At 67.9% G+C, this 24,649-nt stretch carries 21 protein-coding genes and 3 pseudogenes; 14 read left to right on the top strand and 10 right to left on the bottom strand.

Features of this window, described 5'->3' with window-relative positions; translation table 11 throughout:
- The first annotated feature begins 340 nt into the window (after window positions 1-340).
- From AC5P9I_RS18310 to AC5P9I_RS18290, 5 genes and pseudogenes are all read left to right on the top strand, one after another.
- A pseudogene (locus tag AC5P9I_RS18310) lies at window positions 341-1,302 on the top strand (IS5 family transposase).
- Between the two features lie 296 nt (window positions 1,303-1,598).
- Entirely contained in the window at window positions 1,599-2,660 is a 1,062-nt protein-coding gene (locus AC5P9I_RS18305; protein ID WP_053462608.1) for a two-component system sensor histidine kinase NtrB, read from the top strand.
- Window positions 2,653-4,095, top strand: a complete 1,443-nt coding sequence (gene ntrC / locus AC5P9I_RS18300) for a nitrogen regulation protein NR(I) (RefSeq protein ID WP_049466302.1) — start codon at window positions 2,653-2,655, stop codon at window positions 4,093-4,095. Before AC5P9I_RS18305 ends, ntrC begins: the two co-directional genes overlap by 8 nt.
- A 93-nt stretch (window positions 4,096-4,188) precedes the next feature.
- A complete protein-coding gene (locus tag AC5P9I_RS18295; RefSeq protein ID WP_049466304.1) occupies window positions 4,189-4,758 on the top strand; it encodes a superoxide dismutase family protein in 570 nt (189 codons plus the stop codon).
- Between the two features lie 37 nt (window positions 4,759-4,795).
- Entirely contained in the window at window positions 4,796-5,422 is a 627-nt protein-coding gene (locus AC5P9I_RS18290; protein WP_049439226.1) for a superoxide dismutase family protein, read from the top strand.
- A gap of 492 nt (window positions 5,423-5,914) precedes the next feature.
- Here the strand turns inward: AC5P9I_RS18290 and AC5P9I_RS18285 are convergent, their stop codons facing one another.
- Complete coding sequence (locus AC5P9I_RS18285; protein WP_049470803.1) at window positions 5,915-6,802, bottom strand: hypothetical protein; 888 nt, start codon at window positions 6,800-6,802, stop codon at window positions 5,915-5,917.
- A gap of 93 nt (window positions 6,803-6,895) precedes the next feature.
- Here AC5P9I_RS18285 and AC5P9I_RS18280 point away from each other — a divergent pair, with 93 nt between their 5' ends.
- Window positions 6,896-8,191 carry an acetyl-CoA C-acetyltransferase gene (locus AC5P9I_RS18280; RefSeq protein ID WP_005420942.1) on the top strand — a complete coding sequence of 432 codons (1,296 nt, stop codon included), beginning with the start codon at window positions 6,896-6,898 and terminating at the stop codon, window positions 8,189-8,191.
- Between the two features lie 108 nt (window positions 8,192-8,299).
- On the opposite strand, the gene AC5P9I_RS18275 is transcribed toward AC5P9I_RS18280, so the two are convergent.
- From AC5P9I_RS18275 to AC5P9I_RS18265, 3 genes are all read right to left on the bottom strand, one after another.
- Window positions 8,300-9,595, bottom strand: a complete 1,296-nt coding sequence (locus tag AC5P9I_RS18275; RefSeq protein WP_049470806.1) for a heme biosynthesis HemY N-terminal domain-containing protein — start codon at window positions 9,593-9,595, stop codon at window positions 8,300-8,302.
- 6 nt (window positions 9,596-9,601) lie between these two features.
- Entirely contained in the window at window positions 9,602-10,579 is a 978-nt protein-coding gene (locus AC5P9I_RS18270) for a uroporphyrinogen-III C-methyltransferase (protein WP_049470809.1), read from the bottom strand.
- A 104-nt stretch (window positions 10,580-10,683) separates the two neighbouring features.
- Entirely contained in the window at window positions 10,684-11,493 is an 810-nt protein-coding gene (locus AC5P9I_RS18265) for a uroporphyrinogen-III synthase (RefSeq protein ID WP_049470812.1), read from the bottom strand.
- A 35-nt stretch (window positions 11,494-11,528) separates the two neighbouring features.
- On the opposite strand from AC5P9I_RS18265, the gene AC5P9I_RS18260 reads away from it, so the two are divergent.
- The 5 genes from AC5P9I_RS18260 (at window position 11,529) to AC5P9I_RS18240 (ending at window position 14,614) form a co-directional block, all read left to right on the top strand.
- Entirely contained in the window at window positions 11,529-11,996 is a 468-nt protein-coding gene (locus tag AC5P9I_RS18260) for a YiiD C-terminal domain-containing protein (RefSeq protein WP_049470815.1), read from the top strand.
- Window positions 11,997-12,028: 32 nt separating this feature from the next.
- Complete coding sequence (locus tag AC5P9I_RS18255; RefSeq protein ID WP_049470818.1) at window positions 12,029-12,454, top strand: hypothetical protein; 426 nt, start codon at window positions 12,029-12,031, stop codon at window positions 12,452-12,454.
- A 57-nt stretch (window positions 12,455-12,511) separates the two neighbouring features.
- Window positions 12,512-12,949 (top strand): rhodanese-like domain-containing protein, encoded by a 438-nt coding sequence (locus AC5P9I_RS18250; protein WP_005420930.1) that lies wholly within the window; start codon window positions 12,512-12,514, stop codon window positions 12,947-12,949.
- 100 nt (window positions 12,950-13,049) lie between these two features.
- A complete protein-coding gene (secB, locus tag AC5P9I_RS18245; RefSeq protein WP_005407596.1) occupies window positions 13,050-13,568 on the top strand; it encodes a protein-export chaperone SecB in 519 nt (172 codons plus the stop codon).
- Between the two features lie 20 nt (window positions 13,569-13,588).
- Window positions 13,589-14,614, top strand: coding sequence for an NAD(P)H-dependent glycerol-3-phosphate dehydrogenase (locus AC5P9I_RS18240; RefSeq protein WP_021204061.1), 1,026 nt, complete (start codon window positions 13,589-13,591; stop codon window positions 14,612-14,614).
- 100 nt (window positions 14,615-14,714) lie between these two features.
- On the opposite strand, the pseudogene AC5P9I_RS18235 reads toward AC5P9I_RS18240, so the two are convergent.
- Window positions 14,715-15,175 (bottom strand): annotated as a pseudogene (locus tag AC5P9I_RS18235) (YybH family protein).
- 135 nt (window positions 15,176-15,310) lie between these two features.
- Between AC5P9I_RS18235 and AC5P9I_RS18230 the strand changes: the two are divergent.
- The gene (locus AC5P9I_RS18230; protein ID WP_049470820.1) at window positions 15,311-15,604 is read left to right on the top strand and encodes a DUF6916 family protein; all 294 of its coding nucleotides are present in this window, start codon (window positions 15,311-15,313) and stop codon (window positions 15,602-15,604) included.
- Here the strand turns inward: AC5P9I_RS18230 and AC5P9I_RS18225 are convergent.
- Genes AC5P9I_RS18225 through AC5P9I_RS18210 form a run of 4 tightly spaced genes read right to left on the bottom strand, consistent with a single transcriptional unit; the run spans window position 15,597 to window position 17,764 of the window.
- A complete protein-coding gene (locus AC5P9I_RS18225) occupies window positions 15,597-16,154 on the bottom strand; it encodes a GNAT family N-acetyltransferase (RefSeq protein WP_049470823.1) in 558 nt (185 codons plus the stop codon). The genes AC5P9I_RS18230 and AC5P9I_RS18225 overlap by 8 nt on opposite strands.
- On the bottom strand, window positions 16,151-16,684 hold the full coding sequence (locus AC5P9I_RS18220) for a phage tail protein (protein ID WP_049470826.1): 534 nt from the start codon (window positions 16,682-16,684) through the stop codon (window positions 16,151-16,153). Before AC5P9I_RS18220 ends, AC5P9I_RS18225 begins: the two co-directional genes overlap by 4 nt.
- Window positions 16,685-16,715: 31 nt before the next feature.
- The gene (locus tag AC5P9I_RS18215) at window positions 16,716-17,246 is read right to left on the bottom strand and encodes a phage tail protein (RefSeq protein WP_049470828.1); all 531 of its coding nucleotides are present in this window, start codon (window positions 17,244-17,246) and stop codon (window positions 16,716-16,718) included.
- 14 nt (window positions 17,247-17,260) lie between these two features.
- Window positions 17,261-17,764 carry a phage tail protein gene (locus AC5P9I_RS18210; protein WP_049470832.1) on the bottom strand — a complete coding sequence of 168 codons (504 nt, stop codon included), beginning with the start codon at window positions 17,762-17,764 and terminating at the stop codon, window positions 17,261-17,263.
- A gap of 289 nt (window positions 17,765-18,053) precedes the next feature.
- Here AC5P9I_RS18210 and AC5P9I_RS18205 point away from each other — a divergent pair, with 289 nt between their 5' ends.
- Entirely contained in the window at window positions 18,054-23,651 is a 5,598-nt protein-coding gene (locus AC5P9I_RS18205; protein WP_130768354.1) for a putative Ig domain-containing protein, read from the top strand.
- Window positions 23,652-23,784: 133 nt separating this feature from the next.
- On the top strand, window positions 23,785-24,450 hold the full coding sequence (locus tag AC5P9I_RS18200) for an Ivy family c-type lysozyme inhibitor (RefSeq protein WP_049470839.1): 666 nt from the start codon (window positions 23,785-23,787) through the stop codon (window positions 24,448-24,450).
- Window positions 24,451-24,463: 13 nt separating this feature from the next.
- Here AC5P9I_RS18200 and AC5P9I_RS18195 read toward each other — a convergent pair.
- Window positions 24,464-24,649 (bottom strand): annotated as a pseudogene (locus AC5P9I_RS18195) (hypothetical protein); the annotation flags it as partial.

Genomic DNA, 24,649 nt, shown 5'->3' with positions numbered 1-24,649 from the left:
TGCTTGGTTGGTGATTTATGGGCGTGCAGGTAGGGGGGCAAGCAAGCGGAAAAATCTTGGGCTAAGGATGGTTTGAACAGCTCGCGGTGGGCAGTGCATTTCTGGTCCGGTTCGATCAGTGGCCAGCAGATGCGCTAGATGCGTGGTGCTTTGTCATTTTGGAGGTGCCAGCAGGCCCCTCCGGACGGTTCTGCTCCAGCGCCGGTGTCAGCTGCCGGTGTGTTATCCACACATTGGACAGCGCGAAAAGCGTTAGGGATGCCCTGAACAATCCCCCAGTAGCACCGCCCACCGGCAGACAGCCTGAGCGACGATGGCGGGACATGTTAAGGAGCGATCCATGCAGCTGACATTTGGCGACGCCGAAGGTTGGGAAAGCGCAAGCAGATCCGACGCGAGATCTTCCTGGCGGAAATGGAGCAGGTCGTGCCGTGGAAGACGCTGCTTGCTCAGATCGAGCCGCATTACCCGCGCTCGGGCCGTGTGGGTCGGCCGCCGTATTAGATCGAGACGATGCTGCGCATCCACCTGCTGCAGCAGCGGTATGCGCTGAGTGATCCCGGTATGGAAGAGGCGCTGCACGAGATCGCTTCGATGCGTCTGTTTGCCCGGCTCAGCGGCCTTGATGCCATTCCCGATGAGACCACGATTCTCAACTTCCGACGTCTGCTGGAAAAGCATGGCTTAGCGGCGAAGATGCTGGAGGCGGTCAACGCGCACCTTGCACGCAAAGGTCAATGTCTGCGTGCCGGCACGATCGTGGACGCCACGATCATCCACGCACCCAGTTCGACCAAGAACGCGGACAAGGCGCATGACCCGGAAATGCACCAGACCCGCAAAGGCAACCAGTGGTACTTCGGGATGAAGCCGCACATTGGCGTTGATGAGTTCTCCGGGCTGGTACACCACGTGAAGTACGCGGCAGCCAATGCCGGCGACGTTACGGTCACGCATGAGCTTCTGCACGGCAAAGAAGCCTGTGTGTTCGGTGACAGTGGCTATGCCGGCGCGGACAAGCGGGCGGAGTTGGTCGACTGCAAAGCAGCCTTCTTCATCGCCGCCAAACGCTCAAAGCTCAAGGCTATCGGAAGTGCGCGCGAGCGCAAGCAGGCTGAGCGTTGGGAGAGGTTCAAAGCCAGCATTCGGACCAAGGTCGAGCATCCTTTCCGGGTGATCAAGCGGCAGTTTGGCTACACCAAGGTGCGTTACCGTGGCCTGGCCAAAAACACCGCACAGGTGCTGACATTGTTCGCGCTGTCCGACCTGTGGATGGTGCGCCGACAGCTGCTGCCGGCATAGGGGTCAACCCGCCTCCAGGTGCCTTATAGGCACTTGGAGCGCGGCAAAACGCGCAAGGCTTCGCCCATTCTGGGCTTTGAATGACTCAGGAGCTGGAAATTCAGCACTCCGCACCGATTGTTCAGGGTGTCCTTAGTACACATTTTTTGTTGTTCAAGGACTGGCAATGCACGGACCGAAGCCCAGGGATCACACAATCAATGACGTCTCGGTTGGACCTACTTTGGCCATGCGCCCACTTTCCTGACGGAAAGGGCTCTGACCCCGAACCCCGCGTTTTGCACTACATTGGTGCAATGTCCGACCCCGCACCGCCGCCGACCCTTGAAGCCCTGGGCACGCCGCTGGCCTGGGCCGGGGCCGATGGCCGCATCATCGGCTGCAACCCGGCCTTCGGGCGCTGGCTGGGCGTCAGCGGTCGCCGCCTGCTGGGCCAGCCACTGGCCGCACTGGAAGTGCAGGGCGAAGCCCTGGCCCACTTCCTGGCACGCGATGAGCGCGACAGCCTGCGCCTGAACCGGCTGGCGCTGGCGGTGCCCGGCGAGGCGCCGCGCTTCGCCGAGGGCTGGATGAGCCGGCGCGACGATGGCGGCTGGTTGCTGGAGGCGCATCCGGTCGATGAATTCCCCGGGCTGGACCCGACCCAGGCCCTGCCCAGCGCGCTCAGCGCGGCGCTGAAGGGCCTGGCCCACGAGCTGCGCAACCCGCTGGCCGGGTTGAAGGGGGCGGCCCAGCTGCTGGCCCGCCGGGCCGCACAGCGCGACGCCAGCGAACGCGAACTGATCGAGCTGATCGGCTCGGAGATCGAACGTCTCAACGGCCTGCTCGACCAGCTGCTGTCGCCGGCCCCGGCCGCACCGCACGCCGAACTGAACATCCATGCCGCGCTCGAGCGCGTGCTGCGCCTGGCCGAGAACGAGGCCGGCTGGGCGGTACGCCTGCAGCGCGACTACGACCCCAGCATTCCCGAATTCCACGGCGACGCCGACCGCCTCACCCAGGCGGTGTGGAACCTGGTGCGCAATGCAATCCAGGCCGGTGCCGGCAGCATCACCCTGCGCACCCGCGTGGAGCATGGCGTGCGCATCGCCGAACAGCTGCACACGCTGGCCTTGCGCCTGGAAATCGCCGACGACGGCCGTGGCGTGCCCGAGGAACTGGCCGAACACCTGTTCCTGCCGCTGGTCAGTGGCCGCGCCGAAGGCACTGGACTCGGCCTGGCATTGGCCCAGCAGGTGGCGCGCGAGCATCGCGGCACGCTGACCTACCGCTCACGCCCGGGCCACACCGTGTTTACCCTGCTGCTGCCGATCGGCAACGGCGCCGCCCCGGCCGAGGAGGCCCCGCGCGATGTCTGAATCTTCCTCCGCCGCACAGCGCATCTGGGTGGTCGACGATGATCGTGCCGTGCGCTTCGTGCTGTGCACCGCGCTGCGCGAGGCGGGCTACCAGGTCGTCGATTTCGACAGCGCCGCCCCCGCCCTGCAGGCGTTGCGCGAGGGGCCGCCACCGGCGCTGCTGTTCACCGACGTGCGCATGCCCGGCGACGACGGCCTGGTGCTGCTGGACAAGCTCAAGGCCGCCTTGCCGCAGCTGCCGGTGGTGGTGATGTCGGCCTACACCGATGTGGCCAGCACCGCCGGTGCGTTCCGCGGCGGCGCGCATGAGTTCCTGTCCAAGCCGTTCGATCTGGACGATGCGGTGGCACTGGCGCAGCGGGTGCTGCCGGCGGTGGCACCCACCCTGGCCGCGCCCAGCCCGGCAGTCGAAACCGCCAGCGACCAGCCGCCGCAACTGGTGGGCGATACACCGGCGATGCGCGCGCTGTTCCGTGCCATTGGTCGCCTGGCGCAGGCGCCGCTGGCGGTGCTGATCACCGGCGAGACCGGCACCGGCAAGGAACTGGTGGCCCATGCGCTGCATCGCGAATCGCCGCGTGCGCACGGGCCGTTCGTTGCGCTCAACACCGCCGCGATTCCTGCCGAACTGCTGGAAAGCGAGTTGTTCGGCCATGAAGCCGGCGCGTTCACCGGCGCGCAGCGCCGCCATACCGGGCGCTTCGAGCAGGCCGACGGCGGCACGCTGTTCCTGGACGAAATCGGCGACATGCCGCTGCCGCTGCAGACCCGCCTGCTGCGCGTGCTGGCGCAGGGCGAGTTCTTCCGCGTCGGTGGCCGCGAACTGATCCGCGTCGATGTGCGCGTGGTCGCCGCCACCCACCAGGACCTGGAAGGCCTGGTCGCGCAGGGGAAGTTCCGCGCCGATCTGCTGCACCGCCTGGACGTGGTGCGCCTGCAGCTGCCACCGCTGCGCGAGCGCCGCGAGGACATCGCACAGCTGGCCAGCACGTTCCTGGCCGCCGCCGCACGCAAGCTGGACACGCCGCCGAAGCGCCTGACGGCGGCCGCATTGCAGGCACTGCGCGAGCACGACTGGCCGGGCAACGTGCGCGAGCTGGAAAACGTGTGCTGGCGGATGGCCGCGCTGGCCGCTGCTGACACCATCGGCGTGGCCGACGTCGATACCGCGCTGAACCGCGCACGGAGCCGTCGCGGCAGCAGTGCCGATCCGGGGCAGTGGGAAGCGCTGCTGGCCGAATGGGCGCGCCGGCAGCTGGCTGAAGGCGTGGAAGGACTGCACGCACAGGTGCGCGAGCGGGTCGACCATGCTCTGCTGGACGCCGCGCTGCAGATCACCCATGGCCGCCGTGCCGAAGCCGCGGCACGACTGGGTCTTGGCCGCAATACCCTGACCCGCAAGCTGGGCGCGGGACGTCGTCGCGGCGGCCATTGAACGGCCCCTGCACGCGATCCTCGCACCCGCTTGCCGAACTGTTGATCGTTCATGGACGATGCAACGCTTAGTGTCATCTGCAAGGAGTCTTTGATGCGCCTGTCCTTTGCCATCCTGTCGTTGTCAACCGCCGTGCTGCTGTCTGCCTGTGGCAGTGCGCCGAAGAAGACCGAACCCACGCCGCCGCCGCCCACCGTGGTCAGCGCTGCACGGCAGGGCGAGGCCAATCTCGCGCCGGCCTCGGCCAGCATCGTCAGTGGCCGCATCGCACTGATGGTTGAGCCTGGCGGCATCCACATCACCGGCCTGGTCGGTGGCCTGCAGCCGATGCAGCAGGCCGGCTTCCACATCCACGAGCGTGGCGACTGCAGCGCGGTGGATGCCAGCAGCGCCGGCAACCACTTCAACCCCGCCGGGGCTGCGCACGGTCGCGCCGGCACCGGCAAGCACCACCTGGGCGACATGGACAACCTGCGTGCCGACGCCCAGGGCCGCGCCAACGTCGATATCCACCTCAAGGGCGTTACCCTTGGCGGAGGCGCCGCCACCGATATCGCCGGACGTGCACTGGTCGTGCATGCCAACGCCGACGACTATCGCAGCCAGCCCGCCGGCAATGCCGGCGTCCGCATCGCCTGTGGCGTGATCCGGGTCGTCCGCTGATCACTTCACTGCAGGCATCATCGAGGGAGAGATTCCAATGCGTCTGATCCACACTTCGCTGTTTGCGGCCATCGCCGCACTGGGCCTGGCGGCCTGCAACCCGCAACCGGCCGCGCCGCAGGCGGAAACCCCGCCGGCCACGCCGGCCGACGGCGCCACCACCGAACCCGCTGCAACCCCGCAGCCGGCTGCCGCACCGGCGGCCGATGCTTCGGCCACCGCCGAGCTGGCACCGACCCAGGGCAACGAAGCCAAGGGCAGCGTCACCTTCAAGGTGGTTGACGGCAAGGTCCACGTGACCGGCCAGATCACCGGCCTGAAGCCGGGCAGCGAGCACGGCTTCCACATCCACGAGAAGGGCGACTGCAGCGCGCCGGACGGCATGAGCGCCGGCGGCCACTTCAATCCCGGCAAGCAGGATCACGGCAACGTCGCCACCGATCCGCACCACGGCGGCGACATGCCCAACATCAAGGCCGACGACAAGGGCGTGGCCACCATCGACGGCCCGGTGTCGAGCAACGTCAACATCGGCAAGGGCGATGACTTCGACATCATCGGCCGTGGCCTGATCGTCCACGCGGATGCAGACGACTACAAGACCCAGCCGACCGGCAACGCCGGCGCGCGCCTGGCGTGCGCGGTGATCCAGAAGGCCCCGTAAGCATCAAGGAACGCCGGCGCAAGCCGGCGTTCTTCTTTATCGGTAGTGCCGGCCGCTGGCCGGCCATCGCAGATCCGGACGTTGCCGGCCAGCGGCCGGCACTACCCGTCCTTCAGCGCGCCAGCAGCTCGCGTGCGTCCTGGCCGGCCTGGCAGTGCACGAACAGCACTGCGGCCATTTCTGCTGGAAACGGAAAACGCCGGCGCAAGCCGGCGTTCTTTCTTTCTTTATCGGTAGTGCCGGCCGCTGGCCGGCCATCGCGGATCCGGACGTTGCCGGCCAGCGGCCGGCACTACCCGTCCTTCAGCGCGCCAGCAGCTCGCGTGCGTCCTGGCCGGCCTCGCAGTGCACGAACAGCACTGCGGCCATTTCTGCTGGAAACGGAAAACGCCGGCGCAAGCCGGCGTTCGTTCTTCTTTATCGGTAGTGCCGGCCGCTGGCCGGCAATCGCAGATCCGGACGTTGCCGGCCACCGGCCGGCACTACCCGCCTTCAGCGCGCCAGCAGCTCGCGCGCGTCCTGGCCGGCCTCGCAGTGCACGAACAGCACCGGCACGCCATGCGCTTCCAGCACCGCGGCCATCTGCCGCTGGCGCATCAGGAACTGCTCGTAGATGCCCTGCAGGCGGTCGCAGTCGTTCTTGCTGTGGTTGTAGTACGCGCACCAACCGGCCGGATCGAACAGCGCCATGCGTGCCTCGCCATGGGTATAGCGCAGCAACGGCTCGGGCGCGGCATTGAGCCACTCATCTTCGCCCGGCGCCATGATCGCGGTCTCGATCAGCGGCCACAGCGCGGCCAGGCCCTGGTTGTCGTACTGCATCGACATCATCGCGGCCAGGTCGTTCACGGTGAAATAGCGCGCGTGCTCGATGCGGGCCCCGAAGGCGTTCTGCGCCATCAGCGCGGTATCGGCATGCGCCATGCCGTTGGCCAGCAGGGTGTCTTCCAGCGCCTCGGCCACGGCATGGGTGGTGGCCACGTCGCTGCCGGTCAGCAGGAACGGCACCACGCGCAGGCCGCCCCCCACCAGGGTCGCATCGGCCTGGAACGGCAGCGGCACATCGCCTGCGGCATCGCTGCCGAAGGCCAGCAGGCGCGGGCCCTGGTTGCGGCCCGGGGCACGCATCTGCAGTTCTTCCAGGCGGCGATGGATCGGCCAGCCCGGACGCAGGACTTCGGCCGGGTCGAAATGCGCGGCGGCGAACACCAGGTCCAGTTCGGCGACCTGTGGCACCAGCTTGGACAGGTCACGGCCGACACGTTCGGCCAGTTCACCGGCCTGTTCAGCGCTGAGTACCGCCTGGCGGGGGATTTCGCCGCCGGCCAGTTCCAGGGCCAGCACGCCAAGGGCATTCATCGCGGGGTCGGGTTTGCTCATGGTTCCACGGTTGGCCCATCACAGGGCGGCAGCTACACTTGGCTCCATTATGCCTGCTCCGCCGTGCAGGCCATGTTGCAGACACCCTCATCCATGCCAGGTATCTCCATGCCCAACGCTCGTCCCGTCGCCATCCTCGGTGGCGTCCGCATTCCGTTCTGCCGCCAGAACACCGCGTATTCGGATGTCGGCAACCTCGGCATGTCGGTCCGTACGCTGGGCGCGCTGGTCGAACGTTTCGGCCTGCACGGCCAGCAGCTGGGCGAAGTGGCGATGGGTGCGGTGATCAAGCACTCCAGCGACTGGAACCTGGGCCGTGAGGCCACGCTGTCCTCCGGCCTGTCGCCGCTGACCCCGGGCATCACCCTGCAGCGCGCCTGCGGCACTTCGCTGGACAGCATCATCACCGTGGCCAACAAGATCGCGCTGGGCCAGATCGAATCGGGCATCGGTGGCGGTTCGGACACCACCTCCGACGTGCCGATCGTCTACGGCAAGAAGCTGCGTGCACGCCTGCTGGCCGCCAACCGCGCCAAGAGCACCGGCGACAAGATCCGCGCGCTCACCGCCGGCTTCAAGTTCTCCGAGCTCAAGCCCGAGTTCCCGGGCGTGGCCGAGCCGCGCACCGGCAAGAGCATGGGCGACCACTGCGAGGACATGGCCAAGGAATGGAACATCTCGCGCGACTCGCAGGATGAGTGGGCGGTGTCCTCGCACAAGAAGCTGGCCGCCGCGTATGAGCGTGGCTTCTTCAACGACCTGATCGCACCGTTCCGTGGCGTCGAGCGTGACAACATCCTGCGCCCGGACACCTCGCTGGAAAAGCTGGCCACGCTGAAGCCGGCGTTCGACAAGGTTTCCGGCCGCGGCACGCTGACCGCTGCCAATTCCACCCCGCTGACCGACGGTGCCGCTGCGGTACTGCTGGCCAGCGAAGAGTGGGCGCGCGCGCATGGCCATGAGCCGCAGGCCTACCTGCGTGACGCACACGTGGCGGCAGTGGACTTCGTGCATGGCGAAGGCCTGCTGATGGCACCGACCATCGCGGTGCCGGAAATGCTCAAGCGCAATGGCCTGACCCTGCAGGACTTCGACATCTACGAGATCCACGAAGCCTTCGCCGCGCAGGTGCTGTGCACCCTGCGTGCGTGGGAGAGCGAGGACTACTGCCGCAACCGCCTGGGGCTGGACGCACCGCTGGGCCGCATCGACCCGGACAAGATCAACCTGCTGGGTTCGTCGCTGGCCACCGGTCATCCGTTCGCCGCCACCGGCGCCCGCGTCATCGCCACCGCCGCCAAGCAGCTGGCCGAACGCGGCGGTGGCCGCGCGCTGGTGTCGATCTGCACCGCCGGCGGCATGGGCGTGGTGGCGATCGTCGAACGCTGAGCATCACGGTAGTGCCGGCTGCTGGCCGGCAGCGCGGGTACGAAAACGCCGCCCAATGGGCGGCGTTCTTTTTTGCATCGGTGGGTGCCGACCGTTGGTCGGCACGCTTCACGGCAACCGCGGATTACCGAACTCGTCGCGCTCTTCGTTGGCGTCATACACCGGCGGCTGCACCGCGATCGGCTGCTCTTCCACGGTGGCACGCAGTGGCGCCTCGCTGCCGCGCACCAGCGCCACGCTGTCCTCGCCGCGCTGCAGGCGCAGCGCATTGGCCAGGCACTGTGCGGCCAGCGCGTGTTCGCCACGCTGGGCGAACAGTTCACCGAGTGCTTCCCACGCCGGTGCACCGGCGCCCGCGGCGATGGCCTCGTGCAGGAACGCATCGGCGGCCTCCCACTGCTGCTGGGCCAGGGCCACGCGGCCCTGCGCCAGCCGCAGCGCGGCCGAGCCGTCATGCACGTTGCGCCAGCGAGCGAGGTTGGCCTGGCGGGTGGCCAGGCGCTCGGCCGGCAGGCGGCCATACAGCGCCACCAGTTCGTCATCCCAGCGCTGGTCCAGGGCCTGTTCCAGCGCCAGCAGCGCCGGCTCGTCCCAGTCCAGCGCCACGGCGCGGCTGGCATAGGCGCCCACCACGTCCGGGGTCGGGCGCAACGCCTTCGGCGTGGCTTCCCACTGCGCGGCCAGTGCGTTGACGTCGGCCGCTTCCAGCAGCGCCTGCGCAGCCAGCCGCGCTTCCAGTTCGCTGCTGGCCTCGGCCGGCAGCACCTTGCTCTGGCGCAGTGCACCCAGCTGGCCATACGCCTCGTGGGCGCGGCCGGCCTGTGCCAGTGCCTCGGTGCGCAGCCACAGGCCGCGTGGCGGCAGCGGCTGGATCGCCGCCACGTCCAGCGCGTTGATCGCATCCACCGGCAGGTCGCGCGCCAGCAGCTGTTCGGCGCGCAGCAGCGCCTGCAGGGTGGCGTCACTTTCGCCCAGGCGCTGCAGCAGTGCTTCGCCGGCGGGGCCGTCGGCGCGTGCCTGTGCGCTGCGCACCGCATTGGCCAGCGCCACCGCGCTCACTTCCGGGTCCTTGGCCGCACCGTCCAGCAGTTTTTCGGCACGCTGCCACTGGCCATGCTCATAGGCCTGCAGGCCGTCGATCAGGCGCACCCGGCCCTGCTTGCGGCGGTAGCGGCCCCAGGCGCGGAACGGTGCAGCGATCAGGCTCCACAGCAGCCACAGCACCAGCACCGTGATCACCGCCAGCAGCGCCACCTTCGGCAGGTTGCTGTGGTAGTCGTAGCCGCCGTAGCGCAGGGTCACCTCGCCAAAGCGGTTCAGGTCATCGGCGCCGAGCCATTGCGCGGCCACCACGCCGATGGCCACGGCCAGCAACAGCACGACCAGGGATTGCAGGGGTTTCATGCGGGCTTACCTCCGGTCGGTCTGGGTGCGCAGTTGTTGCAGGGTGCTGCCAAGGACAGCGTCGTTGGCCTGCAGCGGCAGTTCGCGCAAGGCCTTCAGTTCAGCACGTTGCGCGCGCAGGGCTGGTGAATCCGGCCAGCGCCGCTGTGCCCAGTGCTCCACGCGGTCCAGGGCGGTATTGCGGCCGGCCCGGTCGCCGCGCTCGATGGCGGCACGGGCCAACGTCAGTTCCAGCTGCAGCGCATCGTCGGCAGTGCGCTGCTCGGCGGCAGTCAGCGGGCCGTTCTGGCGGCTCGGGGTGATGTCCACGAACGGCGCCAGCGTGGCCTGCCACCAGGGCTTGGCTGCGTTGCTGCCGGTCGTGCCGGTGATCTGCGAGGGCAGGCCTTGCAGCGCCTGGGCCACAGCATCCAGGCGCTGCAGCGCCTGCACGCGCGGGCCGCTGCCGAGTGCATCCAGTGCCTCGCGCTCCTGCACCAGCGCCTGGCGCAGGTTCAGTCCCTCAGTGTCGGGCAGTTCGGCCAGTGCGGTGGCCGCCTGCGCATACAGGCGACGTGCGCCGTCTACGTCGTCGGCGTAGTTCAGGCGCTGTGCGGCCTGGGTCAGCAGCAGCTCGGCCTCGTCGCGCTGCACTGCCTGGCGGCCCTGGTTGGCGCTGTCGGCCAGCTTGGCCAGGTTCTCTTCCAGCAACGCGCTGCGCTGGGAGAGGCCCAGCATCTCGTCGCGCAGCACGCGGTTGGTGGTCGCTGCGTCCTGCAGGCGCTGGCTGGTCGCGCGCTGGTCACGACGCAGCGCATCCAGCGTGGCCTCCAGGCCCTTCAGCTGGACGGCCGTGGTCTGTGCCTGCGCTTCCTGCTCATGCTGTTGCTGCTGCCAGACGTACCAGCCGGCATAGCCGCCCGCGCCGAGCACGACCACAGCGGCCAGCGGCAGCAGCCAGCGCACGGGTCGATGGGGTGGGGGAGCGGGCGGAGTGTCGTTCATCGGGCTTCCTTGTCGGCAGCGTCGCCGGTGGAAGTCCGGCTGGCCGCGTTGTGCACAGCATCACTGTTGCCGACGACAGCGGCAAGCGTGATCCACGTCCCTGTTCAGGTCGCTGCCGGGACGGTGAGCGTGGCGTGTGCAGCGGCCACCAGCTGCGCAGCGGTGGGGCCGGCGCTGCGTGAGATGTGCCGCAGGCCGAGTGACCGTGCCTGTTCGCCGAGGCGGTCGCTGGCAACCACCACGCGGCCCTCTGCCCGCAGGCGCTGCTGCCAGGTCGGCGGAAGCTGCTGCCAGACGTGCTGCAGCGCTTCGCCACTGCTCACGGCCAGCACCCACGGCTGGGCTGAATGCGCCAAGCGGGCCAGCGTGCGCCGAGGCAGGCGCAGCAGGCGGCGCTGGTAGACGTCGGCGCGTTCGATCGTGGCGCCCGCCGCCTGCAACTGCGCGGCGATCAGGCCGCGCCCGCCGGGCGCGGTCACCAGGCCGATGCGCAGGCCGTGGACGTCCGCCAGCACCGGCAGTGCAAGCAGGCCTTCGCTGTCCATCCGCTGCGGCGCATGCACCTCGGCCACGCCGTGCGCCTGCAGCGCGCGCGCGGTGCCTTCGCCCACGGTCAGCCAAGGGCTGCGCTGCGCTTCGGCCAGCGCCAGCAGCGATGCTGCGGCGGTGACGGCGGCGGGGCTGGTGAACACCACCCGGTCGCAGTTCAGCGCGCGTTGCAGCTGGCGCAGCACGGGCGTGCCGTGCAGGCGCTGCAGCCGCCACGGCGGCAGCGCCAGTACCTGTCCGCCCCGCCCCGCAACGGCGCGGCGCAGCGCCGCCTGCTGGCCCTGTGGGCGCAGCGAGATCAGGGTCCAGCGCGCGCCGGAACGGGTGGCGCCAGTGGGTATCGTATGGTCGACCATTGCCTGCATTATGCGGGCCCTTCGTTGTCGTGGTCGCTGCTCCGATGTCCGTTGATGCCCTGACTTCCTCGTTGGCCGCCCTGCAGGACGTGCTGGACTGCATGCCGGCGGTGCGCGCCATGCAGATCCGCCTCGACGGCTATGCTGACGGCGTGCTGCGCATCACCGCGCCGCTGGCCGCCAACGTCAACGACAAGGGCAACGCCTTCGGCGGCAGCCTGGCCTCGGTGCTGACCCTGTCCGGCTGGGCCCTGGTCAGCCTGCGCCTGCGCCTGGCCGGCCACGATGCCGAGGTCTACGTGGCCGACAGCAACCTGCGCTACCTGGCGCCGGTCTACGAGGACCTGCATGCCCACGCCGAAGCGGCCGAAGCCACCGGCTGGGATGCCTTCCTGAACACCTTCCGCCAGCGCCGCAAGGCCCGGATCAGCATCATTGCCACCCAGCCCGGTGCCGATGGCAAGCCTGCGGCCGAGTTCAGCGGTCGCTTTGTTGCCTTCGCCAGAGGGTAGGATGGCAGGCTGACGTCCTGGGGAAACCACCGATGCGCCGCCTCATCCAGTTCCTGATGTATTCCCTGCTGCTGGTCAGCGCCGTGGCTTCGGCCGACGACCTGAGCCGCAAGCAGCGCAAGCTGCTGGAAGAGACCCAGGTCGCCTACGGCGCCACCATCCGCTGGGGCAGCATGGACGATGCCATCGGCTACCTGGACCCGAAGCTGCGCAAGGAAAAGCCGCCGACCGAGTTCGAGCTCAACCGTTACGCGCAGCTGCGCGTGTCGTCCTACCGCGAGCGCAGCAGTGCCGCGCTGGATGGCGGCCTGGTCGAGCGCCGGGTCGAAATCGGGGTGATCAACCAGAACACCCAGGCCGAGCGCACGGTGGTGGTGGTCGAGCGCTGGCGCTGGGACCCGGAGGCCAAGCGCTGGTGGCAGACCGCCGGCCTGCCGGACCTGTGGAAGGGGCAGTGACGGGCCGCGTCCGGCTTGTGCGACAATCGGCGCCCGCTTAATCGACCCGTGACCTGAGTGAATTACGAAGAGTTGCTGGCCTTTGCAGGCCGAAACCCGATGCTGTCCGCGGCCCTGGTCGGCCTGACCGTGGCCATCATCGTCACCGAGATCCGCCGCCTGTTCCGGGGCTTCAAGGGCATCAAGCCCGCCGAACTGACCCAGCTGATGAACGCGGGCGGCACGGTGGTGGTCGACCTGTCGGCCAGCGGTGACTTCGAGAAGGGCCACATTGCCGGCAGCCGCAACGCCCAGGCCAGTGCCTTCGGCCCGGAGCACAAGCTGGTTGCCAACGCCAAGCAGTCGCCGGTGGTGCTGGTGTGCCGCAGCGGCAACGCTTCGGAAACCGCCGCCAAGGCGCTGAAGAAGGCCGGTTTCGAGAAGGTCTACGTGCTCGACGGCGGCATCCCCGCCTGGCAGCAGGCCGAGCTGCCGCTGGTCAAGGGCCGTAACTGATTGTCGCAGGTGGCGGATCCGGCCTTGTCTGGGCCTGATCCCGCCCCCATCGCAGTAGTTCGACCATCGTTTTCATTGCATTCACCTGGAGTTACTGGAAATGTCCGAAGAGATCACCAACGGCGCCGCTGCGCCGGTCGATGCCGCTACCGGCCCCGCTTTCACCGTCGAGAAGATCTACGTCAAGGACGTCTCCTTCGAGTCGCCGAACGCGCCGACCATCTTCAATGACCAGGTGCAGCCGGAGCTGCAGCTGAATCTGAACCAGCAGGTGCAGCGCCTGGGTGAGAACGCCTTCGAAGTCGTGCTGGCCGTGACCCTGACCTGCCAGGCCGGTGAGCGCACCGCCTACGTGGCCGAAGTGAAGCAGGCCGGCGTGTTCGGCCTGGTCGGCCTGGACCCGCAGTCGATCGACGTGCTGCTCGGCACCCAGTGCCCGAACATCCTGTTCCCGTACGTGCGCCAGCTGATCAGCGACCTGATCCAGGCCGGCGGCTTCCCGCCGTTCTTCCTGCAGCCGATCAACTTCGAAGGCCTGTACGCAGAAACCCTGCGCCAGCGCCAGGAGCAGGGCGACGCACCGTCGCTGGCTGACTCCGAGCCGGCCGGCAACGCCTGATTCCTGCCGCGACGTCACGGATGAGCACTCCCGCTGACAAGATCGCCGTGCTTGGCGCCGGTTCCTGGGGAACCGCGCTGGCCAGCCTGCTCGCACGGCACGGTCACCCGACCGTGCTGTGGGGCCGCGATGCTGCCGTGGTCGACGCCATCGACCAGCGCCACGAGAATCCGCGTTACCTGCCGGGCATCCCGCTGCCGGACAGCCTGCGGGCTACCACCGACCTGGCGTCGGCGGTGGAGGGCGCGGCCTGGATCCTGGTGGTGACGCCGTCGCATGCCTTCGGTGAAACCGTGCGCGCGCTGGCGCCGCTGCGTCCGGCCGGTGCCGGCGTGGCCTGGGCCACCAAGGGCTTCGAACCCGGTTCGGGCCGCTTCCTGCATGAAGTGGCGCGCGAAGTGCTGGGTGAGGACGTGCCGCTGGCCGTCGTCACCGGGCCGTCGTTCGCCAAGGAAGTGACCCAGGGCCTGCCGACCGCGATCACCGTGCATGGCGACGTGCCCGAGTTCGCGCAGACGGTGGCCGAGGCGATGCATGGCCCGGCGTTCCGCGCCTACACCGGCGACGACATGGTCGGTGCCGAGCTGGGCGGCGCGATGAAGAACGTGCTGGCGGTGGCCACCGGCGTGGCCGATGGCATGCAGCTGGGCCTCAACGCCCGTGCCGGCCTGATCACCCGAGGTCTGAACGAGATGCTGCGCCTGGCCGCTGCGATCGGCGCCAAGCCGGAAACGCTGATGGGCCTGGCCGGCCTCGGCGATCTGGTGCTGACCTGCACCGGCGACCTGTCGCGCAACCGTCGCCTGGGCCTGGCCCTGGGCCGCGGCCAGACGCTGCAGGATGCCGTGCGCGAAATCGGCCAGGTGGTCGAGTCGGTGCAGACCGCCGACGAAGTGATGCGACAGGCACGCCGCCATGGCATCGACCTGCCGATCTCCGACCGCGTGCGTGCCGTGCTGCACGGCGAGCAGACGCCGGAAGAAGGCCTGCGTGCATTGCTGGCGCGGGAACAGAAACCGGAATATCCGGACACGCTGTTCAAGTGAATCGAAAAACCCCGGCCACGTGCCGGGGTTTTTTACGTGCGCGCCCTATCCACGCATGGCGTGGATCTACTGCCGAACCCGCTTCGCCCGGCGGCAGCAATCACCGCGCCCGTGGCGGCGCGCTGGTGTTGTCCATGTCCGAGAAGATCAACCACGGCCCATCGCCCACGCGCTTCAGCGTCAGCGTGAATTTGCCGGTGTCCCCCACGTTGTTGCCGTAGCGGTAGGCACCAATGATGTAGCCCGCATTCCCGTCCACCGCGTACGCCAACGCACGCAGCCGCAACGGACTGCCGCCCTGGCCGGCGTAGGCGCCTGCAATCGCGTCGCGCCCGCGCACGGGGGGTGGTTGCTCTGCAGCACAAAGCCATCCTCGGCGAACAGCGCAGCCAGTGCCTTGGCATCACCCGTGCGCCACGCCTGCTCGTAGTCGTGCAGTACGCGATCCAGCGAAGGGGGCAGCGGTACATCCGGCAGCGCAGTGGCAGCCGGCGCCGATGGCGGGCCATCGGCGGCCAGCAGCGGTCCGGACAGGGCGAGAAGCAGCAGGCAGATACGCATCGGCTCAGTCCTTGGGCGCGCCGGTGAGCGCAAGGGCGAGTATCCCCCATCCGCGCCCGGCAGGCGGTGGCGCGGACCCCATTGAAAGCGCACGGACGCTTCGGCATGCTCGACGTCAACCGGGGGAGGGGACGCATGCACTTTTTCCAGCTGGACCAGTTCGCAGGTCATCTCAACGAAACGTTCAGCGCCGACATCGAGAACACCGGTGTCCCCTTCGTGCTGGTGGAAGCCGCGCCGATGCCTGATCGGCAGATTGCCGGCCAGATGCGCGCACCGTTCTCGTTGCTGTTCCGCAATGAATCGGCGGTGCTGTTCCCGCAGCGCACCTACACCATGCGCCACCACGGGCTCGGCGAGTTCGGCATTTTCCTGGTGCCGATCGCGCGCGACCGGACCGGCTTCATCTACCAGGCACTGTTCAACTGACTGCTGTCGCCACCCAGCGCATGCGCAGGTGGCTGCCGGTATCGCCTTCGGTGTGGAACGCGAGCCGTTCGTAGAGCCGGCGCGCGGCCACATTCTCCCAGGCGACATGCAGGACGACGCTGTGCAGCGGCACCGCATGCGCCGCGCGTTGTACCCAGCGCACCAGGGCCGAGCCGATGCCACGGCCGCGCACGGCGTCCAGCAGGGCGATATCGATGAGGGTGGCTTCGTGTTCGTCGCAATGCAGGTACAGGCGCCCGATCGGCTGTCCGGCCTGCTCGACCAGCAGATAGTGCGCAGGCTGGTAATGCCGGGTGTAGTGCAGGTGCTGCAGCGCGAACTGGTTGTCGAGGAACGCCTGGCGCAAGGCGTCCGGCCACGGCACATTGGCCAGCTCGGCTGCACGTGATTCGGCATAGAGCCGCTGCAGGAAGGGCAGGTCGCCATCCTGTGCTTCGCGCACGCTCACACCTGCGGGAAGACCGTCCCTCGCTGCGGGCAGCCAGGCTGCCCGCAGCGAGGGAAAGGCCAGTGCCACGTTCGACGTCATGGCCGCTGCGGGAAGACGCCCGACAGGCAGATGCAGAAGTTCAGGGCGAGATAGGGCTGCCGGTTCTCATGCGGCAGGCTCCCACCCGCGACGCCCACCGTCGTCAGCGGGAAGGTACTGTTGACTGTCGGTGTCACGGCCAGGATCGGACTCGACTCCGGCGTGATCAGTGCATTTCCATTGGCAGGTATGCCACTGCGATGCGCAGTGTCGGGCTGGTTGTAGATGCGTGCGCCATGGGTGTGGTTGGGCATCTCGTTGATCAACAGGGTGACATTGTCGCTGCCAAAGGTCTCGCCCATGTCGCGCTGCGACAGGCCCGGGCCGCTGCCCTGGCCGCATGCGATGTTGTTGGTGAAGTTCGGCAGCTGGTAGTTGCTGGTGCCGTTGCCACCGAAGGTCGTTCCCAGCAGTGAGAACAGCGCGGTGTTCTGCTGGATCGGCATCAGCTGTCCTTGGCACATCGCCCAGTTGTAAGGGGCGAAGTTGAAGCCGAAGATCTGGATTTCGCCGGTAAAGGGATCGCTCATGATAGGGGTCCTGGTAGGCGGTCGATGATCGTCAGCCTTGCGATGGGAAGACGCCTGCCCATGCGATGCAGTAGCGGGCGACCAGCGAGGGCATGGTGTTGTCGTGTGGCTGGCCGCCGCCGATCGCGCTCACCGATGCTGCCACCAGGGTGCCACTGCCAAGGTCGGTGGTGCTGTCGGTATACAGCGTGTCGCCACTGACCGCGCCGAGCTGCAGTGCCGGCCCGGGTGCCGCCGACGTGGCTGCCGAGTTCACCGCATTGAACGCATGGGTATGCGCGGGCAGCTGCGCGGTGGTCAGGGTGACCGATTCGCTGCCGCCTGCCTGGCCAAGCACATAGGTGCCGAGGCCAATGCCGGTGCCCTGGTGAACCGGTACGCGCCCGCAGAGGTTGGGCAGGCCGAAGGTGTTCACACCATCGCCACCGTAGGTGGTGCCCAGCAAGGTGTACAGCACGTCGTATTCGGAAATGGGCAGCAGTCGGCCATCACAATCGAACCAGCCCGCCGGCGCGAAGTTGTAGGGAAACAGACGGACTTCGCCAACAAAGGGTTGAGACATGGCAGAAACTCCGGTCAGCCGCGCGAAGGGTAGATTCCATAAAGTGCGATGCAGAAGTTGATGACCAGATACGGTTGCAGGTTCGCGTGTGGCTGCGTCTGCCCGCTGGCATCAAGCACGTTCAAGGGCACCTGCGCTCCGCTTGAAGCACCGTAGACATTCTGCGTGCCGGTTTTGCCGAGCAGCACGTTGCCCTGTGGGATACGCGTTGAGCCGTCGGCGGTGGTGCCGCCGAAAACGTGTGCGTGCTGGGGAATCTGTGACGTCAGCAGGGTCACGCTCTCCAGCCCCTGGCGATCACCCATGTTGCTGCCATTGGTGGATCCCCGGGGCGTGCGGCTACGCAGGTCCGGAAGCTGGAAATTGGTCGTGCCGTTGCCACCGTAGAACGTACCCAACAGCGAAAAGAGCGCGGTGTTCTGCTGGATGGACATCGACTGACCGTTGCAGAAAGCGAAGTTCTTCGGCGCGAAGTTGAACGCCACGGGCATTATCTGCCCGAGAAAGGGTTCCGACATACGATTTTCCCCCTGGGATAGGCGCCGGCACTTGGCCCCCGGCCGGCGATATAACTCTGGCGCATTATCGGGATCCTTGACAAGTGTCGGTGGCTGTGGGCAAGAATATCGCGCTGCCTGCCCACGTGATTCAGGGATTCGAGGGGCAGGACCGCCGGGCAGGGCCAGGGAGTCTGCCGGGTGGGGAGGTCAGGAACCGCGGCTGCCCGACCGGCTGCCACGGCGGTTTTCTCACTCGCGCAACAAGGCGCAGCGCCCGTCGGGAAGCCGGGCAAGCAGGGGGCAAAACATGTGGCACGCAGAGTCGATGCATCGCGACGCGATGCGCTATGGGCTCGGCCGTCGTTTTTGGGGCCGCCTTGGGGCAATCCTGCTGCTGGGCGCCACACTCGCGCTGCCCGCGATTTCATATGCAGCATGCTCGGTTTTCACGCCGGCCAATGCCAGCGCGGGCTCACCGATGGCCGCCGGCAGCACCATTACCATCGACGCCTCGAGCTGCCAGGGCGTGCCCGGTTTCGGCATCGGCAATGTGACCACGCCGGCCGGCAACGGTACTGCCACCATCACCAGCCATGCGGCCTCGAGAATCTCCTATGCCCACAGCGGCAACGGATCGACGATCGATACCTTCGCCTTCGATGATGGCACCGGCTCGCACAATGTGCAGGTCACCGTGTACATCCAGGCAGCGGCCTCGCCGATCACGATTTCGCCGGCCACCGTGCCCGGCGCAACGGTGGGCGTGTCCTATGCAGGTGTCACACTCAGCGCCAGCGGTGGCACCGCGCCCTACGGTTATGCCGTCACTTCCGGTGCACTGCCGGCCGGAATGACGTTGAGTGGCACTGGCCTCCTGTCCGGAACGCCGACCACGCAGGGAACGTTCGCGTTCTCGGTGACCGCCACCGACAGTGCCGGCACACCGTTGACGGGCACGGCGAGCTACTCGATCAGCGTTGCTGCGCCGACCATCACGGTCACCAATGTGCCTTCCGCAGCAGCCATCAATACGCCGTACTCCTTCATGCTGACCGCCAGTGGTGGCAATGGCCCCTACAGCTTTGCGCTCGACGCCGGTACTACTTTGCCGACCGGACTGGTGCTGGCCAGCAACGGGGCCATCTCAGGTACGCCCACCGCATTGGGGGTGACGAACTTCAGCGTGCGCGTCACCGACAGCAGCACGCCTACGCCTTTCTTCTCGGCGACCAACCTGTCGATCAACGTGCAGAACGTGGTGCCGCCGGTCGCCAATCCGGTCAGCGCGACGGTTGCCTACGGCAGTACCAGCAACCCGATCACCTTGAACATCACCGGTGGCGTCCCGGCATCGGTTGCGGTCGGTACCCAGGCCGCGCATGGCACTGCAACCGCCTCGGGAACCTCGATCACCTACACCCCCACGCCGGGCTATGCGGGGCCGGACAGCTTCACCTATACCGCCACCAATGCCGGTGGGACCTCGAGCCCGGCGACCGCGACCCTCACGGTCTCGCCGCCAACGATCACCTACGCACCCGCCAACCCGCCCGCAGGAACCGTCGGCGTGGCGTACAACCAGTCACTGGCCGGTGCCAGTGGCGGCACCACGCCGTACAGTTACACGCTCAATTCGGGCAGCCTGCCGCCTGGGTTGACCCTGGCCAGCAACGGCAGCCTGTCCGGCACGCCGACCGCCAACGGCAGCTTCTCCTTCACCGTCCGCGCCACTGACAGCAGCACCGGCACCGGCCCGTTCAGTGCCACCAGCGGCACGCTGACACTGAACATCGCTGCCGCGACCGTCACCTATGCACCGGGCAATCCGGCTGCCGCAACGGTCGGCACGGCGTACAGTGGCTCGCTGGCCAGCGCAGCGGGCGGCACCGCGCCCTACAGCTATGCGGTCACCTCGGGCAGCCTGCCGGCGGGCATCACGCTGACCAGCAATGGCAGCCTGGCAGGCACGCCGACGGCGGGCGGTACCTTCACCTTCACGGTGACCGCCACCGACAGCAGCGGTGGCACCGGACCCTTCAGTGCGAGCAGCGCGGCGCTGGCACTGACCGTGAACGCCCCGACGATCCTGATCGCGCCGAGCTCGCTGCCCAATGCCACCGTGGCCGCGGCCTACTCGCAGACCGTGACCGCTTCCGGCGGCACCGTCGGCTACAGCTACGCGGTCACCGCCGGGTCCCTGCCGCCGGGCCTGAGCCTGTCGAGTGGCGGCGTGCTCAGCGGTACGCCCACTGCAGGCGGTACCTACAACTTCACGCTTGCCGCCACCGACAGCAGCACGGGCACGGGCCCGTATACCGGCACCCGAGCGTACGCGATCACCGTGGGCGCACCCACGCTGACATTGACACCGACACCGGGCAGCGTGCTCAACGCTACCGCCGGCGCAGCGGTGACCGGACTGAGCTTCACTGCCGCCAATGGCACCGCACCGTACAGCTACGCGATCACCGCGGGCGCATTGCCACCTGGCGTCACCCTGGCCTCCACCGGCAGTCTGTCGGGTACGCCCAGTGCCACCGGCAACTTCACCTTCACCCTCACCGCCACCGATGGTTCCAGCGGTCCAGGCGCTCCCTTCACTGTGTCGGGCAGCTACACGCTGTCGGTGGCCGCGCCCACCATCACGCTGTCGCCGGCAACCTTGCCCGCGCCGACGATCGGCATCGCGTACAGCCAGACGTTCGTGGCTTCGGAAGGTCATCCGGCCACGTTCACCTATGGCGTCAACGCGGGTGTGCTGCCGGCAGGCCTGTCGTTGAACCCCAGCACCGGAGTGCTGAGTGGCACGCCCACCCAGGCGGGCGCCTTCAGCTTCACCATCAGCGCCACCGATGGCGGCGGATTCACCGGCAGCCAGTCCTATTCGGGCGCCGTGGCGGGCGGTGTCGTCGTGCTGCCGGCGGCAAGCCTGGGCGATGCCAGCGCCGGCACCGCCTACAACCACAGCTTCTCCGCCAGTGGCGGAACACCGGGTTATACCTACGTGCTGCTGAGCGGGGCATTGCCCGCAGGCCTGTCGTTGTCCAGCGCCGGCGTGTTGTCCGGTACGCCGACCGTGGCGGGCACGTTCAACTTCACCGTGCGGGCAACCGACAGCAGTACCGGTACCGGTGCACCGTTCACTGGCAGCCAGAGCTACACGCTTGTCGTGTTGGCACCGACGATCACGCTGGCGCCTTCCTCGCTGGCGGCAGCCACTGGCGGCCAGCTCTACGCGCAGACCATCAGTGCCATCGGAGGCACCGGCGGCTACACCTACAGCCTGTCCAGCGGCGCATTGCCGCCGGGCATCAGCCTGAGCAGCGCTGGCGCTGTGTCCGGTACACCCACCACCCCTGGCACCTACGCCTTCACGATCACTGCGATCGACAGCCACGCCTTCACCGGCAGCCAGACCTACAGCTTCACAGTCACTGCGCCGGCGATCACGCTCACGCCGGCCACGTTGCCTGCGGCGGCGGGCAGCACTCCCTACAGCCAGACACTGACCGCCAGCGGTGGCAACGGCGGTTACACCTTCAGCCTGACTGCAGGTGCGCTGCCACCGGGTATCGCGCTGAGCAGTGGCGGCGTGATCAGTGGCACACCGACCACCGTCGGCAGCTACACCTTCACCGTGCGCGCGACCGATGGTTTCGGCTTCACCGGCAGCCAGGCCTACACGGTGGCGGTGAATGCACCGGCCATTGTCTTCATCCAGACCACGCTGCCCGGTGGCCAGGTCGCAACGGCCTACAGCCAGACAGTGAGTGCCGGTGGCGGGAGTGGCAGTTTCACCTACAGCCTGGCCACAGGCGCGCTGCCTCCCGGTATCGCGCTGAGCAGCGCCGGTATCCTCAGCGGCGTGCCTGCAACTGCCGGCAACTTCAGCTTCACCGTCACCGCCACCGATTCCTTCGGCTTTACCGGCAGCCAGGCGTACACGCTGGGCATCAACCAGCCGGTGCCGGTGGTGGTGAACGATGCGGCCAGCACGCCGGCCAATGCGGCCGTGAGCATCAACGTCTCCGCCAACGACACCGGGCCGATCACCAGCATCGCGATCGTGCAGGCGCCCACGCATGGCACGGCGGTGGTCAGCGGGCTGGACGTGGTGTACACCCCGGCCACCAGTTACTTCGGCAACGACAGCCTGACCTACACCGCCACCGGCCCCGGCGGTACTTCCACGGCGGCCACGGTGAGCATCACCGTCACGCCGCTGGCGGTGCCGGTGGCGGCGACGCACAGCGCCACCGTGCTGGCCGGGCAATCGGTCACCGTGCAGGCCGAGGCCGGGGGGACCAATGGTCCCTTCACAGCAGTGACCATTACCCGGGCACCATCGTCAGGCACTGCGGTGGTGCAGGGCACCGGCATCGTCTACAACGCCGCTGCCGATGCGTCCGGTGTCGTCGATTTCGACTACACGCTCAGCAACCCGTTCGGCGCATCGGCCCCGGCGCGGATCAGCATCAACGTCAATCCACGCCCCGTGGCACCGGCACTGAACGCTTCGGCGATTGCCGGCACCGTGGTCAACGTGGACCTGACCACGACCGCACGCGGCGGACCGTTCACCGCCGCCAACGTGGTGTCGGTCTCGCCGGCCGAAGCGGGTACCGCCAGCATCTCCGCCAGCGGCACCGGCTACACGCTGGCCTTCACCGCGGCGGCGACGTTCGGGGGTGCGGTGCGCATCACCTACACGCTGAGCAATGCCTTCGCCACCTCGGCGCCCGGCACAGTGGATGTGATGGTCAAGCCGCGCAGCGATCCCTCACGCGATGCTGAAGTGCTGGGCGTGCTCGACGCACAGGTGGAGGGTGCGCGGCGCATGGCGATCGGCCAGATCGGCAACTTCCAGCGGCGCCTGGAAAGCCTGCGCGCCGGCGGCGGCCGCAGTGGCTTCAGCAACGGCATCACCTTCAGCTCGGCCAGCAGCCAGCGCCGTGCGCAGCAGACCGAGCTGCTGCAGAAGGGCATCGGCGCCACCGGCGAGGCACTGTCGATGGTCGAGGAACCGGCGCTGCAGGGTGATGCCGCGCCTGCGGCCACCCCGGCCGATGGCTTCGCGTTCTGGACCGGCGGTGCGGTGAACATCGGCACGCTGAAGCCGGGTGCAGGCAGCAACGGCATCGACTTCACCACCTCCGGCGTCAGCCTGGGTGCGGACCGCCAGCTGGGTCCGTCGTTGAGCCTGGGCGCGGGCATCGGCTATGGCCACGACGCGTCGGATATCGGTCGCAATGGCAGCCGCAGCACGGTCGATGGCTACAGCATCGCCGGCTATGCCAGCTTCCATCCAGAAGGCGGGTTCTATGTGGATGGCCTGCTTGGCTATCAGTGGCTGACCTTCGATGCACGTCGCTTCATCACCGACAACGGCAATACCGCCTATGGCAGCCGCGATGGCAGGCAGTGGTTCGCCTCGTTCTCCACCGGCTTCCAGCACCGTCTGGACAACCTGTTGCTGACCCCGTACGGGCGCCTGGACCTGGCCCGCGCAACGCTGGATGGCTATCGCGAGCGCGGCGATGCGGTGTACGCGCTCGACTACGGGAAGCAGACGGTGAACACCAGCACCGCCACCGCAGGTGTGCTGGCGCAGTGGTGGGTGAAGCGCGACTACGGCATGTGGACGCCGCAGCTGCGCGCCGAGTTCGGCCATGACATGCAGGGCTCCAGCGAGGCTTTCATGCGCTACGCCGACCTGATGTCCGGCCCGGTCTATCGCACCACCCTGGGCCGGCAGTCGCGCAACCACACGCTGCTGGGCGCGGGTATCGGCCTGCAGACGCTGAAGGGCTGGTCGCTGCGCGCCGAATACCAGAGCCAGTTCGACAGCAGCAGCCGCGACAACCAGGGCATCCAGATCAGCGTGCAGAAAACCCTGCCACCGTGACCGTGCCCGCGATGGCGGCCGTTGTGCCGCCACCGCGTGCTGCGGCGCAACCCGGCACCCATACAATCGCAGACCCGGCAGGTGCACTGACCGCACCTGGCGTGGAACCCGAATGGATGGAACAGGATAGGGAATGAAGATTCGAATCACAGGGATGGCACTGACGGTCGCATTGCTGGCTGCCTGCGGGCAGGCACCCGCACCGGCCGCAGCACCGGCGGCACCGGCACCGACTGCCGAAGCACCTGCGGCCACGGCCACGGCGGCCGAGAAGGAACCGTCCACCGAAGACGGCGTGGACCCAGCGGTGTGGGACAACGAAGGCGAACCGGAAGACCCGAGCACCGGCGGCGAACTGACCTGCGCGGACAATCCGCTGGCGACCCACTTCTTCACCCTGGTCGGTGGCAACACCGTGGACGACTGCGGTCGCAAGGACCCGAAGGTGCTGGCGGCCTTCAATACCCTGATGAAGGGCACTGCGGCAACCGAATCCGCTGACAAGGAGATTCCCTCGCTGCGCCAACGGCTGTTGAGCGGCCCCAGCGGGCCCGGCGAGCGGGTGATGCTGCAGGGTGAGCCGTGGTGGTTCTACACCGCCTGCCAGGCCCACGACTGCCCCGGCACCGCGTTGGCGATGCTGTATTCGCCGACGGAAGCGAAGATGGTCGGCCGTCTTACCGCACGCTGCCGCGTGTGGTGGCTGGGCGAACCGACGGCGGAACAACGTGCGCAGATCGAACTGCGCCAGCCACTGCAGGATGCCGCGTTGAAGGAAGACAGCGCGCTTTGCGAGTGAGGTGGTGCCCGCGTCATCCTTCGGGCTGCATGCGCGCGCTGGCCTGTGCGTTCATGGTCAGGCACGCCAGGATCAGCCCTTCCATCACCCGGTCGCCCACGTACTCGGCCTCCGCGCCGTTCTGACGCACGCGCTCGGCCGCCAGCAGCAGCTCCAGCGTCACGCGTTGGCCGGCCAGTGCACAGTCCGCATCGGCCAG

The sequence above is a fragment of the Stenotrophomonas sp. YJH_SMC_29 genome, from assembly GCF_059371235.1.
Note: the sequence above shows the minus strand (reverse complement) of the source record. Positions and strands in the feature narration are given on the sequence as shown.